We start from the raw sequence: 255 nt of genomic DNA on the forward strand, positions 1-255 counted from the left end.
TTCGTACCCCTCACCGACAACAAACCCTTCGCGGATGCGTCGTCCCTCTTCGGTACGCATCGGAATGTTTTGAAGGTTTGGGTCCTTGCTCGACAATCTTCCAGTCACGGCAACCGTCTGCATATACGTGGTGTGGACTCGACCGTCATCACGGATCTCCTTGAGCAACCCATCAACGGTCTGACGCAACTTGATGGCGTCTCGGTGCTCGAGAAGATGGGCAAGGAAAGGATGCTCGGTCGTCTCGTACAACCC

The 255-nt window shown here is 55.3% G+C and carries 1 protein-coding gene; it reads right to left on the bottom strand.

What is annotated here, in order from left to right; translation table 11 throughout:
- The coding region (locus CUZ56_RS15250; protein WP_148113780.1) for a DNA polymerase at positions 1-255 on the bottom strand (255 nt) is incomplete at both ends.

The organism is Saezia sanguinis (assembly GCF_003991585.1).
Classification (GTDB): domain Bacteria; phylum Pseudomonadota; class Gammaproteobacteria; order Burkholderiales; family Burkholderiaceae_C; genus Saezia; species Saezia sanguinis.